This window comes from uncultured Corynebacterium sp. (genome assembly GCF_902782855.1).
In the GTDB taxonomy this organism is placed as follows: Bacteria; Actinomycetota; Actinomycetes; order Mycobacteriales; family Mycobacteriaceae; genus Corynebacterium.
This window is the reverse complement of sequence record NZ_CACZOO010000339.1, coordinates 1-17020: the sequence shown is the minus strand read 5'-3', so window position 1 is coordinate 17020 and position 17020 is coordinate 1. Positions and strand designations below refer to the sequence as shown.

The following is a 17020-nucleotide window of genomic DNA, read 5'->3' as shown; positions in this document are numbered from 1 at the left end:
TGACCGCGCCGACCTCCCGCTCACCGGGCACCACGGTGAGCACGCCGGCGGGCAGTACCTGGTTGAGCACCCACCCCAGCGCCAGCACGGACAGCGTCGCGTTCTCCGAGGGCTTGACGACCACCGCATTGCCCATCCGCAGCGCGGGGGCGATCTGCCAGATGCTGATCATCATCGGCCAGTTCCACGGGCCGATCGCCCCGACTATCCCCACCGGACGCCAGGTCAGTGTCGCCAGAGTCTCCCCGTCGTCGACCACCGTCTCCTCCGGCACCTCGAGGGACGCCGCGGTCCGCAGCCACAGCGCACACGCCCCCACCTCGAAACGCGCGTTCGGTCCGTTGAGTGGCTTGCCGGTCTCCCTGCTGAGCAGTTCAGCCAGCGGTTCAGCGACCGCCTCCACTGCCTCCGCAGCGCGCAGGAGCACAGCGGACCGTTCCTCGTGGGACCACGACGCCCACTCCGGCTGGATGTCCTTCGCCGCGGCGACGGCCTCCGCCACCTCCTCCGCACCGTGGACCGGGGCCAGGCCGATGACCTGGCCGGTGGCGGGGTCGTGGACCGGTCTGGAGGCGACGACGTCCCCGTCGGGACGTCGTTCCAGGGGGACGGTGACGGTGGACAACAGTTCGGCGCAGGTGCCGGGCAGGGCGGGGAGCTCAGTCATGACCCCACCTTACGGACGACGCGACGTCACCGGCAGTCCCGCCACTCACCTCACCGGCGGAGCATCGGCACGCGCTCCCACCGCGTCGCGCAGCGCCACGCCCATTCCACCGGGCCGTAGTGGAACACCCGCAGCCACAGCACCGAGCACACCCACTGGAGGGCGAGGATGCCGACCGTGATCACCGGCAGCAGCCACAGGGACGGCAGGGTCCACTGCCCCAGGGCGTGCAGTGGGATCTGCACCAGGGCCGATGCCGCGAGATAGTTCGTCAGGGCCGTACGTCCGAGCGGGGTGAAGATCCGGTCCAGGACGGCACGTCCACCCCCGCTACGCCACGCCAGGGAGAGGCCGGTGACGAAGGCGACAGCGAGCAGGACGCCGGCGAAGCCCGCGACACGCTCGTAGGAGGGGGTGTCTGCGGCCCTGCCGGAGACCAGCAGATCGGCCTGGCGGACGGCCAGGGCCGTGCCCGCGGCGGCGGACAGCGCGAAGATGCTGGTGGCGAGACCTCGGGCGCGGGCGGTGACGGACTCCAGCCAGGCCGGCAGTCCGTACTGCGCGGCAGCGAAACCGGTGATCATGAGCGCGACGGCGGTGAGCGGACTGTTGCCGAACATCCAGTAGGCGGCGACGGTGCCGACGAGACCGACTGCGAGGACGGGCCCGCGGGGCAGGAACGTCGCCGGAACCAGCAGGAGAAGCGCGGTCACCGAGTACTGGGTGAGGATGTCCCCGGAATAGAGCGCCACCATGTTCAGAAGGCCGATGGGCAACAGGCAGGCGAAGCGCCGGGCCATGAGCACCCGGGCGCCGGCCGCGGGCATGCGCCGGCGCGTGGCGTTGTACAGCAGCCAGGCACTGACGCCGAAGAGGAAGACGAAGACCGGGACGAACCGCCCCTGGACACCGATGTCGTAGAACCTCAGGACCGGGTGGGTGAAGTCCGTGATCCAGGGGTCGAGGAGATCGCGGAGGTTGACGAAGAGGATGCCGCACAGCGCGACGCCGCGCAGGGCGTCGAGGAAACGGTAACGCACGGGCGGGGATACGGGCACCGGTGCGGGGGCGGGTGGTGCCGGCGTGGCCACGGCGATGGTCTTGAAGGGGTTCTGCATGTCGTATCTCCTGGTGGACGGCTGTTTTACTCCCCGAAGACTACGGTGGCGCCCTATCCCGGACATCGACCCGCGGGCTGATCTTCGCTCCTCCGGGGGCCCGGCGTCTCATCCCCTGGTATCACCGCGTCCCCGCCTACCTCAGGGAACGGATCAGCAGGTCCCAGGGTCGGATCACTCCACGGCCGTATGTCCACCACCAGGTCGGCCGGAAGCCCGGGGACGAGACCTGAGGGGTGGCAGAAACCGTGGTCAGCAACAGTGAACCCCTACTTCTCGTGGTACGAGGGAGCCAGCGCGTACACCTGCGTGTCCAGCCCTCATGCCGCGCCGCGAGCTGCAGCGACAGGTAGCGGGGGTAGTGGCGCCCCTGGTGCAGGTTGCCGCCCATGAACCACAGGTTCTCCTGCCGGGTCGGCTTCCACATGTTGCGCAGCTCGGCCTTCCAGGTGACGAAGGCGAAGATGTCGGTACCGGAACCGCCGACGGCGTCCTCGATGACGGCGTCGCGGTCGATGGCGACCTCACTGACGGTGCTATGTGTCACATTGCCGGTGACGTCGCCCACGCCAGGCCCCGTCCCCCGGCCCGGCGCCCCTTCTACCCGCACAGCTGTGCCGGAATACTTGACTCCCCCTCATCGGTGGAGGTGACAGTCTCTGAACATGACGGCGACCGCCACAGCGGGGGGTGGTTCCTACTCACCCCCGGGCGAGTACGGACACACGTCTGACAGCATCCTCGACCGCGTACTCCGGATCGGCGGCCCACCCCTTCACTCCCGCATCCAACTCAGCGACGACCTGGACCGCCGCGGCGACACCCGCCGCCGACCACGACCTCGCCAGCCGTACCGTCTTCTCCAGTTTCCACGGCGGCATACCGAACTCCGCCGCCTGACTGCGAGCATTGATCCGTCCCGCCCCGTGGACCTTCGCGATATCCCCCACCATCCCGGACAGCGCCGAAGCCAGCAGAACATGCGGGACGCCGAGCTGCAGTGCCCGGCGCGCCGCCCCCACCGCCTGATCGGTCCGCCCGGACACTGCGTACTCGGCGACATCGAATCCGGAGACCTCCGCCGACCCCTGATAGTAGCGGTGCACCGCGGCGGCAGTGACCTTCCCACCGGTGTCGGAGACCAGCTGACTGACCGCGGCGGCCAGTTCACGCAGATCGGTACCCACGGCATCCAACAGGGCCTCGGTAACGTCCGGGCTGACACGCACCCCTGCGTCGCGGAACTCGGCGTCGATGAACCCGGCGCGCTCCCGACCCTTCAGCTCCTCGGCGGACAGGACCTGCAGAGTACCGGACGGGGCCTTCTTCGGCAGGCTGGTGACCAGGGACTTCTGGCGTCCTTTCCCGGAGTGCTGGAGGATCAGGACGACGCCGGGAGCGGGATCTGCGACAGCGGCCTCGATCAGCTTGGCGGTCTCCTTCGACCCCTCGGCGAGGCCGGTGACCGCGACGATCCGGTCCTCGGCGAACAGGGACGGGCTGAGCAGTTCAGCGAGTTCACCGGCGTCGATCTCGCTGGCCTTCCGCATCTCCACGGGAAGGTCGGGGTTGCCGGCGGAGCGTCGTACCCGGTCGACGATCACGGAGCGTCGTCGCTCGGCGAGGAAACCGTCCCCTCCGATGATGAGGTACACCTGTGCCGTGCCCGCCGGTTGTGCTGACGCCGCTGAAGCCATGACCGCCATAGTAGACAGCTCACCTGCGCCCCGAGGCGTGCAGTCCGTCCTCGGCGAGCACCACGGTACCGTCGCGGCAGGGGTAGGCCACCGGTACCCCGGACGGGGTGGCGCTCGGCATCCCGCGGGACCGTCCGCAGGCGGTGACCACGTACAGGTCAGGGCGCTGTGCCCCCGCCCGCTCATGGGCCAGGACCGCGTCATCGTCGGGCAGGGTGATGGACCGTGGTCCCCGATCACCGTCCGGCACGAGGATCTCGGGACCGTTCCCTGTCCACCGCACCGCGAGCCGCCGTCCGGACACCCGGTCCAGGTCCTCCGCCCAGGTCCGGTCGATCGCCGACCCGAACCGGGACGACGCCTCCGGAGTCGGATAAGGGCCGGCGGTGAGACCACCGGCCCGCCATAACAAGACCCCTGCGACCAGGGCGGCGCCGAGTGCCCGGACGGCCGCCGTCCGCCACCTGGCGGAAACCACGACGGTGACCACGGCGGTCCCCACTGCGGTGACGGCCACCGCAGCCCCCCAACCCGCGGTGGTCGTCAGCACCGGCAGGCGGGCCAGCATGCGCGCGACACCCGTGATCCACATCGCGCAGGGGGCACAGATCCACAGCAGCGCCGCCCCCGCGGGTGCCCAGATCCCGGCCAGCAGCGTCCCGACCATGCCCACCACCGTCACCACGGGCACGGCCGGCGCGGCCAGCAGGTTCGCCGCCACGGCGGTCGGCGAGACCACCCCCGTCATGTGCGCGATGACGGGTGCGGTGACCACGTCGGCGGCCAGGCTGACGCCGACCAGCCGGCACAGGGTACGCTGCCAGCCCGGCGGAGTGTGCCGTGGCGCCCCGTTGATCCCCGGTGCCGTCCGGTCCGACCAGTGCTGCAGCAGTCGCCGCGACACCAGCGGGGCGACTGCGACGATCCCCACCGTCGCCACGACAGACAGGAGGAAGGCGTACTCCACGGCCAGCCCCGGGTCGACGAGCAGGAGCACCAGCACCGCCGCGGAGCAGGCCGCGAACCCGTGGGTCCGCCGTGCGCTGACCACCGCCACCAGACCCACCAGGCCCATCACCGCCGCCCGCAGCACACTCGGCTCCGGCCCCACGAGCAGGACGAACGCCGTCAAACACACTGCGGCCAGGCCCACCTGCACCCGCTTCGCGGCGCCCAGCGCACCCGCCAGTACCAGGACACCGCCCGAGATGATCGCGAGGTTGCTACCGGAGACGGCCGTCAGGTGCGACAGCCCGGTGGCGAGGAACTCGGTCCGCGTCGTCGGGTCCTGGCGTCCCACATCACCGACGACCATCCCCGGTACCAGGTCGGATGCCCCGTCCGGCAGGTGCGACGCCGCAGACCGCAGACCGTCACGCAGGTGGGCGGTGACCGCAGAGAAACCTTCCGGCTGCCCCACCGGTTCCGGCGTCCGGACAGCAGAGAGGGTGACCGGGGCGATGCCCGGCCGGTCCGACGCGGCGACGGTCGCCGTGACCGAGAGCCGTGTGCCCGGTTGAAGGTCGAGGATCCGGGTGAGGACGCCGCCGTCCCGCACCTCGTCCGGTGCGATGAACAGCGGCACCGTACCGAGCTCCGGGACATCGACCGTCGCGAGCAGGCGCCCACCGACGAGCTGCTTCGGCGCACCGGACAGTTCGAGGACACCGCTGAAGTGGCGGGAGGTGCCGTTCAACCACGCGTGCCGGTCGGCGCGGTGGACCAGCCGGGCTGCCCGGGTCGACCACACCGCCGCACAGAACGCGGCGAGCAGGGATGTCCGCACGATGGCAGCCACGGTCCCCGTCAGTCGGCTGCGTCGGCGCCTCGGCCGCGCGGCGAGCAGCAGCCCGCCGGTCAGCGCGACGACACCGGTGAGAAGTGCCGGCCATGCGGTCCTTGCGACGACAGTGAGTGTGACGGCGGCCCAGACGGTGAGCGCCACCGGGACGAGCCGCAGATCCGGGCCGCGACGTGACCGCAACACCGCCGGACTGTGCGGATCGCGGTCAGGCACACTCCACGCCCGACCCGATCCCGGGGCCGGGGTGAGATCCGGGTCCGGGTAGAGCCCGGGCCGCCCGTACCGGTCAGACATTTCAGACAGCTCGGGACGTTCAGACACTGACCGCATCCCGTAGTGCCTCGTACTTCGCCGGGCCGATGCCCTTGACCTCCATGAGCTGTTCGGTGGAGGTGAACGGACCGTTGGCCTCCCGCCAGGCGATGATCGCCTGCGCGGTCTTCTCCCCCACCCCGGCCAGTGTGACAAGACCGGCGAGGTCCGCGGTGTTGATGTTCACCGTGGCACCGGCCGCCCCAGCCGACGCCCCACCCGGCGCCGTCCCAGCCGGTGCCGCCCCAGCCGAGGCCCCACCCGCCTGCACCGCCTGCCCGGGATACGTCACCCGGGACCCCTCGGCGTCCACCACCACCTGCAGGCCGTCAACCACTTTCTCGGCGAGGTTGATCCCCTCCAACCCCGCCTCCGGCCGCGCCCCGCCAACGAGATCGAGGACCTCACCCAGCCGCGTCCCCTCGTCGACGGTGAGCAACCCCGGGCGGTCCACCAACCCCTGGACCGCGATCACCACCGTCTCCCCGTCGCCCCCTCCGGCCCCGGCCCCGTTGTCGACCGGAATCTCCGGTCGGCCCGCTGACGGGTCATCTGTCACCAGGGGGTACCCCGTCAGCTGGCCTGCGCCGGTCGGCGAAAGTCCCTCCACGGCGACAGTCCCCCCGTCGCCACCTCCGCCTGTCAACAGTCCGATGAGCATCCCTCCTCCCAGCACGACCGCGACGGCCGCGACAATGATCGTCAACGCACGGGCGGACCTGGGACCGATCGCGGTCCGACGCTCGAAACGGACATCGGCCAACTCATGCCCCGGCACCGGCTGGACCAGGGATTCGATCCTGGTCTTCACCGAGCCGACGGCACGCCGTGTGCGGCTCTTCAGTACCCCGTCTCGTTCTGCGTCTCCGTCCATGACGGACAGCCAACCATGCCGGCCCAGCGGAACCCTGCGGACGGGAAGGTGAAATCCCAGGACCCTGTGGATAACCCGACCCCTGTGGACAAACTTTTTCACGGATGCTGCGGTACGGTCACTGCCCCGGTGATCCCCTGCTCAGAGACCTGACCAACCTGAACGAGCTGAACGAGCTGTCCAAGCTGTTCAAGCTGTCCGGGAGCTGTCCGGGACGGCTGCCCCGACGCCGGTCTCAGCCGTGGACGAGGGTGATTCCGATTGCTTCGGGACCGGTGTGCACCAGCAGTGCCGGGGAGATGTCCACCACGGAGATCACGACGCAGTCCGGCAGATCCTCACGCAGCGTCGCACGCAGGTCCTCGGCGACCTCCGGGCAGCCGGCCTGGTGAATATCCAGGTGCATCGGAACAGCGGGAAGCTCCGACAGCGAGACCGGTTCCTCGCGCCGCCGGCGCAACCGGAACTCGTGGTCACCGCCGAAGGTGAAGACGCGCGGCCGCCCCTCATCCGGGGTCTCCTCCCGCGACCGGTCCCCGTCACCGGCCCCGTCCACCCCGCCACCCGTGCCGGTGACGGCGCCTGCCCCGCTACCCGCCCCGGCGCCGGTGGCCCCGACAGTGTCCGTCGTGTCCCGGCTTTCACCGGCACCGGGGGTCGCCACGGACCCGCCGTCGACGCCGGAAGCAGGATCCCGACCCGTGACCGGCTCCTCCGTCGGTTCCGGGGTGGCGGCCTTCCGGTAGGCGTCCTCGGCGAGCGTGACCAACCGGGCCATGGCCTTCGACGGGGTGCGGGTCTTCGCCGCGAGGCCGATCTTGCCGTCGGACAGGCGGAGGATCGGCTTGATCGCCAGTGCCGTCGACAGGAGCCGTTGCGCGGTGGACAGGCGTCCGCCACGCGACAGGGCGTCGAGCCGGTGGACGTAGAGCCACACCTCGGCCCCGTCGAGCACGTGCTGCGCCGCCGCAGTGCACTCGGTGAGTGACCCGCCCGACGCCGACGCCCGGGCAGCGGCGATCGCCGCCTGCCCCAGGACCATACCCGCCGACCCGGTGTCGAGGACATTGACGAGACCGCCGAAAACCCCGGCCGCCTGTGTCGCGGAGGACCAGGTCGACGACAGTTCCCGCGACAGATGCAGGGCGACAACCCCCTCGTCACCGCCACGTTCCAGCAGTCGGGCGTAGGCCGCCGTCAACTCCAGGGGACCGAGGCCGGCCGTTGTCGGAGCATCCTCCTCACGGTCCCTGTCGTCCTCACGGTCCCTGTCGTCCGCACCGTCCCGGCCGTCCTCGGCACCGTCAGCGTCACCGGAACTGTCGGTGGACCCGTCGGCGTCACCGGGGTCCGCCGCCCCCGCGCCGTGGGCCTTCTCCGACGCCTCCGCGCGGAGGCCGACGTCCCCGGCCCGGTCCTCCGACCCATCACCGGCTTCTCCGGCGGCACCGGGGGCGTCACCGGTACCGTCGGCGCCCCCGGCGTCCACCGACCCGGCGTCCGCCACAGGAACCTTCCCGCGAGTGTGGATGTCCAGGACCGTGATCCCGTACTCGTCGGCGAGCGCGGGCGGAAGACAGGCCGTGGAGTCCGTGACGACGTACACCGTCATGCCGCACCCCCGGGAAGTTCCGGGGCGTCCGCCACATCCGGCTCACCGTCAGTGTCCGTTCCCTCGTCGGCATTGACGACCGCGACCGGCGACGGTGCGGTGACACCCACGTTCCACCCCTCGAGGAACCACCGTGGATGCTCCCACCACGGCTCCGCCGAGGCAGGTGTCCAGGCGTCCTGCGGCCTGGCGACCAGCTGTGACCAGCGGGTATTGCCCAGCCCACCGAACATCGGGTAATGCTCGACCGGAATATCGAGCAACCGGCAGGTCAGTGCGGAGATCGTACCGCCGTGCGCGACGATCATCACCGCACCGTAGTCCCACGCGTCCGACGCCATCAGTTCGTCGACGACCGAGGACGCCCGGGCCGACACCTCCAGGCGGGTCTCCCCACCGGGCGGCGCCCACAGTGGATTGAGCCGCCAGTGTGACCGTGCGCCCGGGAAGGCCGCGTCCACCTCCTCGTGGGCGCGGCCGGACCACTCCCCCAGATCGGTCTCCCGTAGCCGCGGGTCGGTCGAGACCTCCAGCGCGTGCGGGATGAGGGCACCGGCGATCGTGGCGGCGGTGTCCACGGCGCGTTCCAGGTCGGAGGAGACCACGGTCCCGATCGGCCAGTCGGACAGTCCCTCGGCGACGCGTGCCGCCTGGATGCGTCCGACGTCGCTCAGCGGCGTGTCGAGCTGACCCTGCATCCTTCCGACGAGGTTGTACTCCGTCTGGCCGTGACGGATCAGCAGGAGCCGACGCTCCGGACGCACTGGTGTTCCCGCTGTTCCCGCCATGACAGGTCTCCTGGCCTAGATCTCGTCGGCGTCCGGCCCCGGGCCGGCCAGCGGCAGCTCATCGATACTCTGAGCCTGCAGCGGGTCGAGCCGGTCGAGCTCGGCGAGCTCGCTGACGTCGAGATTCTCCGCCCACACGCCACGGTCGGGCTGCTCGACACCCTCGACCGCGACGGTCGGGCAGTCCCGGTAGAGGCGGTCGAGTCCGTAGAACTCACGCTCCTCACGCCGCTGCACATGGGCGATGATCGTGCCGTAGTCCAGCAGGACCCACCGACCGTCACGGTGCCCCTCACGGAGGCGGGGCTTGACCCCGGCCCTCTCGGAGAGCTCCGCCTCGATCTCATCGACGATCGAATCGACCATCCTCTCGTTGTCGCCGGTGACGAGCACGAAGATGTCGGCCAGCGGCATACGTCCGGTGACGTCGAGAACGGCGATGTCCTCACCGAACTTCTCGGCGGCGGCGCGGGCGGCGATGCCCGCGTGGTTGATGGCTTCGGCGCTGGCGGTCACGGTCAGTGGCTTCCTTCGGGGGTCGGTGCAGTCGGTTCGGTCAGTGCACAGGTGCGTGCGGAAATGTCCGGTCCGTGATTCTACCCGCAGTAGACCTGTTGTCAGAACCGGGCGACGTCGCGCCGTCAGAACCATCCCGGGGGAAAGCGGTGCACGCCCCAGTCCACGTCGGGTTCCGCGTCCGGGTTCCCTCCGGTGGGGAGCGGGTGGACCTCCTCGGCGCCCCGGTACATCCCGGTCTTCGCGATGTACTGCACCACTCCGTCGGGCACGAGGTACCAGACCGGACGCCCCTGGGACGCCCGTTCCCGGATGTCCGTCGAAGAGATCGCCATCGCCGGGATGTTCACCAGGCTCAGCCGGTCGGCGTCGACCTGGGCGCGCAGCTGCTCCCCGGCATCCGCCAGGTCGTAGCCGGGGCGGGTGACGCCGACGCAGTGGGCGAGATGGAACACCTCCTCCCAGTCACGCCAGGTGACGATGCGGTCCAGGGCGTCCGCACCGGTGATGAAGAACAGTTCCGCGTCCGGATGGTTGCGCTGGATGTCCTTGAGGGTGTCCACGGTGTACGTCGCGCCCGGCCGGTCGATGTCCACCCGGGCGACGGTGAAGCGCGGGTTCGAGGCCGTCGCGATGACCGTCATGAGGTACCTGTCCTCGGCCTCGGACACGTACCGTGCCTTCTTCTGCCACGGTTGCCCGGTGGGGACGAAGATGACCAGATCCAGGTCGAAGAGGTCGGCGACCTCGCTGCCGGCGACGAGGTGGCCGTTGTGGATCGGGTCGAAGGTACCGCCCATGACGCCGATGCGCCGGGCACGGCCGGACCGGGCAGAACCTGCTGCGGGTGTGTTCACGACCACAGAGCCTATCGGACGGCTACGCTGTGTCACCATGACGTCCCGTTCCTCCCGTTTCTGGCGACCCGACCAGCACGGCGCCTGGCCCATGATCATCGCCCCCGTCATCGTCGGGATCGCCTGGTTGTGTGCGCTGCGATCCATCGTCTCCCACGCCGGCGCGCTCGACTCCGGCTTCCGTGGCACGGCAGGCACGGTGCTGACCGTCCTCGCCGTCACCGTGGCCTGGGTGGTGGGCTACCTGACGTTCTTCGCGGGCGGCAAGTGGCTGCAGGCGCGGTCGTCCGGCAACACCCGGATCCGGGACGCCGCACGGACACCGACCCTGGTCTACGGGGCCGTCACGCTCGTCGCCGTGGTCTGCGCCCTGCTGCTGCAGCCGCACCTGCTGTGGTGGGCGATCGTCTTCGTGCCACTCACCCTCATCGCGCTGGTGGAGATCAACCGCGGCACACCCCGGTCGGCCGTCGCCGGCGTCGCCGAGACCGTGGCGTCCGCCTTCCTCATTGCCGTGCTGGCCAGTGCGGGCGTGGGATCGGCGCTGCCGGTGACCGACGGTGTGACGCTGACCCGGAACCTGTTCACCGCCGACGTCGTCGCCTCACTGCCGGAGGTCATGTGGTGGACCCTCGTGTGGTTGGCCCTGTACCAGGTAGGCACGGTGCTCTACGTGAAGACCATGATCCGGAAGAAGGGCGACCACGCGTGGTGGACCGGCTCGGTGGCCTTCCATGTGGTCTCCCTGACGGTGGTGCTGTTCTCGGTGTCCTCCGAGCACATGGGTATCCTGCCGTGGCTGCTGGCCGTGGTGGTCTTCGGCTGGGCACTCTGGCGCTCCTACGCCGTCCCGAAGGACGCCACCTCCACTGAACCGAAGACCTCCTGGACGCCGAAGAAGGTCGGCATGGCCGAGGTGCCGGTCGTGATCGGGGTGACGGTGGCCGGACTCCTCGCCGCCGTACTCTACGACGGGCCGCTCGTCGTGTTCATCGGGTGAATGGCCGCCCGAGCCGGCCAGGTCGCAGGCCGGGGCAGCTGAGGCGGTGCCGGCGGCACCGACGGCTACGGCCGGACCTGGCCCTCACCGGTGACGATCCACTTGGTGCTCGTCAGCTCGGGGAGCCCCATGGGGCCACGGGCGTGCAACTTCTGGGTGGAGATGCCGATCTCGGCACCGAACCCGAACATCTCGCCGTCGGTCCAGGCGGTGGAGGTGTTGACCATCACCGCCGCAGCGTCCACGTTGGTGGTGAAGAACTGGGCGACCCGGATGTCGGTCGCCCCGATCGCCTCGGTGTGCCCGGTGCTGTGACGGCGGATGTGCCCGACCGCCGCACCGACACCGTCGACGATCTTCACCGCGATATCCATCGAACCGTACTCCTCGTCCCAGTCGACCTCGGTGGCGGCGACGACCCCCACCAGCCCCAGACCGGACAGTTCGGCGGGATCGCCGTGGAGCGTGACCCCGGCGTCCTGCAGCGCGGTGAGGACCTGCCTTTTCGCCTCGTCGGGGAGGTTCGCGTCCAGCAGAACCGTCTCGGTGGCGTTGCAGACCGAGCAGCGGCGGGTCTTGCCGTTGACGACCAGCGCGGTCGCCTCGGCGACATCGGCGGAGGCGTCGACGTAGAAGTGGCAGTTACCGGTGCCTGTCTCGATGGCCGGCACCGTCGCCCCGGTGACCACGGCGTTGATCAGACCGGCGCCGCCGCGCGGGATGACGATGTCCACCAGACCACGGGCGGTGATGAGGTCCTGCACCGAATCATGGGTGGTGCACGGCAGCAGTTGCACGGTCTCCCTCGGCTGACCGTGCGCCTCGAGAACGTCCTGGAGGACAGTCACCAGGGCGGTGTTGGAGTGCAGTGCGGACCGCGAACCACGCAGCAACGGCACATTGCCGGACTTCAGCGCCAGACCGAAGGCGTCGACGGTGACATTGGGACGTGCCTCGTAGACCATGCCCATCACCCCCAGCGGGACACGGACCTGACGCATCTCCAGCCCGTTGGGGCGACGCGAACCCCGGACCACGTCACCGACCGGGTCGGGGAGATCGGCGACCTGGCGCAGCCCCCCGGCGATGCCCTCGACACGTTCGGCGGTGAGCCTGAGCCGGTCGATGAGGGCCTCGTCCATGCCGCGCTCCCGGCCGGCGGCGATGTCACGCCCGTTGGCCGCGAGGATCTCCGCGCTGCGGGAGACAAGGGCATCGGCTGCGGCGAGGAGGATGGTGTTCTTCTCGGTGGTCGTCAGCGGCGGACGCCGGGACACCTCCCGGGCGGTGGTCGCCTTGGCGAGGACCTCGGCGCGCTCGGCGGCACGCTCGGCAGTCAGCCCGGTGGAGTCGGAGGTGATCGTGCTGGAGGTTGTCATGGTCACCCAGCCTACGCGAGGCCCACGACGGCGTCCCCGCAGTTGTTGAACAGTCCGGGGATCCGCCTACCGCGTCGCCCCGTACGCCCGCGACAGCCGGTTGGCGTAGGTCGACAGATTGTCGACGTGGATCGCCGGTCGCTGCGCGAACTCCGGCAGCTCGGAACTGGGTTTTCCCATGAGCCCCTGCAACGTCGCCGCATCGTAGTTCACCTCACCGCGACCGATGAGGTATCCACCCGGGCCGATGATGTCGACCACCGACCGGGAGGTGAAGTCCCCGACGATCTCGGTGATGCCCACCGGCAGCAACGAGTTGTGGTGTTCCATCGCCTGCGCCGCACCACCGTCGATGTGCAGCGCACCCTCGGACTCCGCAGCGTAGAGGATCCAGAACTTCCACGCCGACAGCCGGTCCTCCCGCGGCCAGAAGCAGGTGCCGATCATGGCCTGGTCCAGGGCCGCGCCGATGTTCTCCGTGGAGGTCAGCAGCACCGGGACAGCGCCCTGGGACGCCAGCCGCGCGGCCGAGACCTTCGCGCTCATCCCACCGGTGCCGAGGCGTCCACCGTCGCCGGCGATGACACCGCGCAGGTCACTGTGGGTCCTGACCTCGGCGATGAACGTGGCGTCCGGCTCGGCGGGGTTCCGGTCGTAGAGGCCTGCGACATCGGAGAGCAGCACAAGGGCGTCAGCGTAGGCGAGGTGACTGACCAGGGCGGCGAGCCGGTCATTGTCACCGAAGGTGGCGGAGGAGGTGGTGACCGTGTCATTCTCGTTGACGATCGGGACGACACCGAGCTGCCGCAACCTGTCGATGGTGCGCTGGGAGTTCCGGGCCCGGTCACGACGCGCGGCGTCGGCGACAGTGAGGAGCACCTGACCGATGGGACGGCCGTAGCGGGCGAAACTGCGCGCCCACTCCTGCGCCAGCAGGACCTGCCCGGTAGCTGCGGCGGCCTGCTTCGTGGCGAGGTCGGTGGGACGTTGCGTCAGGCCGAGCGGACCCATCCCGCAGGCGATGGAGCCGGACGAGACGACGATGATGTCGGTACCGCGGTCCATGCGGGCCTCGAGGGCGTCGGCGATGAGGTCGATGCGTTCCGGGCTCACCCGACCGGTCCCGTCGGTGAGACTGGAGGAGCCGATCTTCACGACGACCCGCTTGGCGTCCCGGATCGTGCGCCTGGCCGTCGAACGGTGCCCGTACTCGGGGTCGTCGAGAGACAGGTCCGGGTCGGGGAACTCCTTGGCTGTCGCCGGGATCACCGGTCCCGGCTGGTGGATGTTGTCGGTACCGAACACTGGGTTCGCGAAGAAGGGATCAGAGGGTCCGGAGGAACGGTCGGGAGTCCGGTCAGAAGAATTCTGCTGCACGTCGGTGTCAGACATGCCCTCCAACCTTACAGTTAACCTTCCCAGCGGTCCCGGGTGGCCTGTTCACCGTCGCCGAAGTCCAGCTCGTCGATGAGGCCACGGCGTGCCTGGGAGGCACGCTTGCGCTCGCTCGCGCTGGCCCGCTCGGTCCGTTCCAGACGCTTGTCGGTGCCGCGTCCCGACGGCAGCAGATCAACACCCGCGGCGGTCTGCGGCTCCCACTGGAATGTCGCCCAACCGATGGTGACGTCGTCGCCCTCGACCGCGCCTGCCTTGTAGAGCGCCTCCTCCACACCGGCCTTGGCGAACCGGTCGGCGAGGTAGCCGACGGCCTCGTCATTCTCGAAGTCGGTCTGCCGGATCCAGCGTTCCAGATCGGAGCTCTCGATGATCCAGGCACCGCCGTCCGGACCCGCCTGCGGGTCGGGCCTCACCTCGAAGGTGACCTTCCCGGTGGGCTTACGGCGCAGGTTCTTCGGTGTGATGACCTGCGCCGGCGCAATGTCGACCGGGTGGTCTCTCCGGTGCTGCTCGACGATCTCCATCAGCGCGTACTTCAACGGATCGAGCCCCTGGTGGGCGACCGTGGAGATCTCGAACACCGGCCAGCCGAACTCCTCCTCCAGTTCGGGGCGGATCATCTCCGCCATCTCCCGGGCGTCGGGGATGTCCATCTTGTTGAGGACGATGACCCGGGGCCGTTCGCCCAGATCACCGAGGCCGGCGTCCTCGGACAGTTCGGACCGGTAGTTCGCCAGCTCGTTCTCGAGGGCGCGGATGTCATCGACCGGGTTGCGCTCGGACTCCGGTGAAGCGCAGTCAACGATGTGCGCGAGCACGGCGGTGCGCTCGATGTGGCGCAGGAAGTCCAGTCCCAGGCCCCTGCCCTCGGATGCCCCGGGGATCAGCCCGGGAACATCGGCGATGGTGAAGACGCGGTGGTCCACATTGACGACGCCGAGATTCGGCTGCAGTGTGGTGAAAGGGTAGTCGGCGATCTTCGGCTTCGCCGCGGACAGGACACTGACCAGCGAGGACTTGCCTGCGGAGGGGAAACCGACGAGACCGACGTCCGCCATGGACTTCAGTTCGACGGTGATCTCCCTGACCTCACCGGGTTCCCCGAGCAGGGCGAAGCCGGGGGCCTTGCGAGCCCGGGAGACCAGGGCCGCGTTACCGAGACCACCGTGGCCACCGGCGGCGACGATGACACGCTGCCCTGTGGCGACCATGTCGGCGATGATCTCGCCCTTGTCATCGAGGATGACGGTACCGGCCGGGACCTGGAGGACCAGGTCTTCACCGCGGGCACCGTTACGGTGGTCGCCTGCGCCGTTGGTGCCACGTCCCGCCTTGAGGTGCGGGTGGAAGTGGAAGTCCAGCAGGGTGTGGACCTGCGGGTCGACCTCGAGGATGATGTCGCCACCGTGGCCGCCGTTGCCGCCGTCCGGGCCACCGAGCGGGATGAACTTCTCGCGATACACCGAGGAGCAGCCGTTGCCGCCGTCGCCGGCCTGCAGGTGCAGGACGACGCGGTCGACGAAGCGGGTAGACATTGGTGGGGATCCCCTCCAGATAGAAAGCACAGAACAGGGACGCGGTCAACGCGTACCGCCGAGAGTCTACCCTCTGTCCCCGGGGTGCCCCAGTCCCCGCCCGTCTTCCCGCCCAGCGGACCCCTGTCCCGGATGCACAGCACCCCCGCCAGCCGGGGCTGACGGGGGTCTGTGGGGCCGACACCCGGGGGCGTCGGCGCTACCGGCGGGGACTAGGCCTCGGCGGTCTCGCTCTCGACGATGTTCACCAGTCGACGGTTACGGCGGGTGCTGAACTGCACCGCGCCGGCCTTGAGGGCGAACAGGGTGTCGTCGCCACCACGGCCGACGTTCTCACCCGGGTGGAACGAGGTACCACGCTGACGGATCAGGATCTCGCCGGCCTTGACCTGCTGACCACCGAACCGCTTGACACCGAGACGCTTGGACTCGGAATCGCGACCGTTGCTGGAGCTAGCAGCACCCTTCTTGTGTGCCATGTCTTTTCCCTCCTCGGAAAAGTTTTCCGCCGCGTTACGATCGCAGCGGTCGGTGAAGTTACTTGATGCCCGTGACCTTGAGGACGGTCAGCTTCTGACGGTGACCGTAGCGGCGCTTGTAACCGGTCTTGTTCCGGTAGTGCATGCCGTTGATCTTCGGACCCTTGGTCTGCTCGACGATCTCGGCGTTCACGGTCTTGCCCGCGAGGGCGTCACCGGAGGTGACGTCCGCGCCATCGACGAGGAGAACCGGGGTGAGAGCCACGGCTGTACCGGACTCACCCTCGATCTTCTCGACCTTGACGAGGTCACCTTCGGCAACCTTGTACTGCTTGCCGCCGGTCTTGACGATCGCGTACATGGAAGGGCTACCCCTTTGTTTCTCTACTCGGCTCAGGCAGCTCCCCCACCCTCTACCGGAGAACCGGAGAGTGCCGAGGAAACGGACTGACTGGACTAACGTGCTTTCACTGCGTTCGATGTCGTGCGGCCGACACCTGGACCCGGTGGGCCCGGCGGCCGGAGATACCCGCGCACCACAGAGGACACACAGCACCGACAGTCGAACAGCGACCGCTCAAGACTACCTGCCCGGGTAGGGAAGGACAAAATCCTGCCCTCACCCGGTTAAGGCGACCCCTACCGACTGCTGCGCACGACCCGGCGACGACCACGGCGGGGCGCCGGGGCGCTGTCGCCTTCCGCCGGCCCGGCGGAGGGATCCGGAACGGCCCCGCGCACCGGCTCCGGGGTGGAGCCACTCACCGGGGACTGCCCGCGGTCCGCAAAATCAGCGGGCTGTGGTGCCACATCCGACCGCGAACGCCCACGGGTCCTCCGGCGACGACGCGGCGAGGCGTCGAACTCCGCCTTCGCCTCGGCGAAACTCCGCCCCGTCGGCGCGTGCTCCGGGGAAGACTCCACCCCGGTCGCAGGTTCTGCAGTGGAACGCTCCGACGGCTGCTGTCGCACCGGCTTCTCCTG

At 69.5% G+C, this 17020-nt stretch carries 16 protein-coding genes and 1 pseudogene; 1 reads left to right on the top strand and 16 read right to left on the bottom strand.

Translation table 11 applies throughout. From position 1 onward, the window contains the following. The 10 genes from QZV72_RS13835 to nadD form a co-directional block, all read right to left on the bottom strand. Positions 1-667: aldehyde dehydrogenase family protein (locus tag QZV72_RS13835; RefSeq protein WP_297009241.1), on the bottom strand; the 667-nt coding region annotated here is incomplete at its 3' end. Positions 668-717: 50 nt separating this feature from the next. Then, complete coding sequence (locus QZV72_RS13830; protein WP_297009240.1) at positions 718-1785, bottom strand: DUF418 domain-containing protein; 1068 nt, start codon at positions 1783-1785, stop codon at positions 718-720. Between the two features lie 136 nt (positions 1786-1921). Then, positions 1922-2353, bottom strand: coding sequence for a hypothetical protein (locus QZV72_RS13825; RefSeq protein ID WP_297009242.1), 432 nt, complete (start codon positions 2351-2353; stop codon positions 1922-1924). A 133-nt stretch (positions 2354-2486) separates the two neighbouring features. Then, entirely contained in the window at positions 2487-3482 is a 996-nt protein-coding gene (gene holA / locus QZV72_RS13820) for a DNA polymerase III subunit delta (RefSeq protein WP_297009239.1), read from the bottom strand. Positions 3483-3501: 19 nt separating this feature from the next. Then, positions 3502-5580: a ComEC/Rec2 family competence protein gene (locus QZV72_RS13815; RefSeq protein ID WP_297009238.1), complete on the bottom strand. Its 2079-nt coding sequence runs from the start codon at positions 5578-5580 to the stop codon at positions 3502-3504. Positions 5581-5599: 19 nt separating this feature from the next. After that, a complete protein-coding gene (locus QZV72_RS13810) occupies positions 5600-6472 on the bottom strand; it encodes a ComEA family DNA-binding protein (protein ID WP_297009236.1) in 873 nt (290 codons plus the stop codon). Positions 6473-6707: 235 nt separating this feature from the next. Beyond that, positions 6708-8084, bottom strand: a complete 1377-nt coding sequence (locus QZV72_RS13805; RefSeq protein WP_297009233.1) for a DegV family protein — start codon at positions 8082-8084, stop codon at positions 6708-6710. Beyond that, positions 8081-8872, bottom strand: coding sequence for a histidine phosphatase family protein (locus QZV72_RS13800; protein ID WP_297009232.1), 792 nt, complete (start codon positions 8870-8872; stop codon positions 8081-8083). The genes QZV72_RS13805 and QZV72_RS13800 overlap by 4 nt, the downstream gene beginning before the upstream one ends. A gap of 15 nt (positions 8873-8887) precedes the next feature. After that, positions 8888-9388 (bottom strand): ribosome silencing factor, encoded by a 501-nt coding sequence (rsfS, locus tag QZV72_RS13795; protein ID WP_297009231.1) that lies wholly within the window; start codon positions 9386-9388, stop codon positions 8888-8890. A gap of 125 nt (positions 9389-9513) precedes the next feature. Further along, positions 9514-10284: a nicotinate-nucleotide adenylyltransferase gene (gene nadD / locus QZV72_RS13790; protein WP_297009229.1), complete on the bottom strand. Its 771-nt coding sequence runs from the start codon at positions 10282-10284 to the stop codon at positions 9514-9516. Between nadD and QZV72_RS13785 the strand changes: the two genes are divergently transcribed. Beyond that, on the top strand, positions 10283-11245 hold the full coding sequence (locus QZV72_RS13785; RefSeq protein ID WP_297009227.1) for a YwiC-like family protein: 963 nt from the start codon (positions 10283-10285) through the stop codon (positions 11243-11245). The two genes, nadD and QZV72_RS13785, sit on opposite strands and share 2 nt — an antisense overlap. A gap of 65 nt (positions 11246-11310) precedes the next feature. Here QZV72_RS13785 and QZV72_RS13780 read toward each other — a convergent pair whose 3' ends face one another. The 6 genes and pseudogenes from QZV72_RS13780 to QZV72_RS13755 all read right to left on the bottom strand — a co-directional run. Further along, the gene (locus QZV72_RS13780; RefSeq protein WP_297009225.1) at positions 11311-12624 is read right to left on the bottom strand and encodes a glutamate-5-semialdehyde dehydrogenase; all 1314 of its coding nucleotides are present in this window, start codon (positions 12622-12624) and stop codon (positions 11311-11313) included. A 66-nt stretch (positions 12625-12690) separates the two neighbouring features. Then, a complete protein-coding gene (gene proB, locus QZV72_RS13775) occupies positions 12691-14016 on the bottom strand; it encodes a glutamate 5-kinase (RefSeq protein ID WP_297009223.1) in 1326 nt (441 codons plus the stop codon). Positions 14017-14033: 17 nt separating this feature from the next. Next, on the bottom strand, positions 14034-15557 hold the full coding sequence (obgE, locus tag QZV72_RS13770; RefSeq protein ID WP_297009222.1) for a GTPase ObgE: 1524 nt from the start codon (positions 15555-15557) through the stop codon (positions 14034-14036). A gap of 212 nt (positions 15558-15769) precedes the next feature. After that, on the bottom strand, positions 15770-16036 hold the full coding sequence (rpmA, locus tag QZV72_RS13765) for a 50S ribosomal protein L27 (protein ID WP_297009221.1): 267 nt from the start codon (positions 16034-16036) through the stop codon (positions 15770-15772). Positions 16037-16094: 58 nt separating this feature from the next. Next, positions 16095-16397, bottom strand: a complete 303-nt coding sequence (rplU, locus tag QZV72_RS13760) for a 50S ribosomal protein L21 (RefSeq protein WP_297009220.1) — start codon at positions 16395-16397, stop codon at positions 16095-16097. 278 nt (positions 16398-16675) lie between these two features. Next, positions 16676-17020: pseudogene (locus tag QZV72_RS13755) on the bottom strand (hypothetical protein); the annotation flags it as partial.